Genomic DNA, 590 nt, shown 5'->3' on the forward strand with positions numbered 1-590 from the left:
GCGTCGGCCAGGGCCATGATGGCGCCTTCGCCCAGCTCGCCCTTGTCGCCTTCGAGCGCCAGCTTGGCCGAGCCCTTGACGATGGGGGTGTCGTCGCCCGGGAAGTCGTACTTGGACAGCAGCTCGCGCACTTCCATTTCGACCAGTTCCAGCAGCTCGGCGTCGTCCACCATGTCGCACTTGTTCAGGAACACGATGATGTACGGCACACCGACCTGACGCGCCAGCAGGATGTGCTCGCGGGTCTGCGGCATCGGGCCGTCAGCGGCCGAGCACACCAGGATCGCGCCGTCCATCTGGGCAGCGCCGGTGATCATGTTCTTCACATAGTCAGCGTGGCCCGGGCAGTCAACGTGCGCGTAGTGGCGGTTGGCGGTCTCGTATTCAACGTGTGCGGTGTTGATCGTGATGCCGCGCGCCTTTTCTTCCGGCGCCGCATCGATCTGGTCGTAGGCCTTGGCCTCGCCACCGAACTTGGCCGACAGAATCGTCGTGATCGCCGCCGTCAGCGTCGTCTTGCCATGGTCCACGTGACCAATCGTGCCCACGTTCACGTGCGGCTTGGTCCGTTCAAACTTGCCTTTTGCCAT

General features: G+C 63.7%; 1 protein-coding gene. It reads right to left on the bottom strand.

What is annotated here, in order from left to right; genetic code table 11:
- Positions 1 to 590, bottom strand: a 590-nt coding sequence (locus tag AC3WR5_RS33480; protein WP_492490116.1) for a GTP-binding protein, incomplete at its 3' end; no start/stop codon positions are given.

It is taken from the genome of Ideonella sp. FW305-24, from assembly GCF_058788035.1.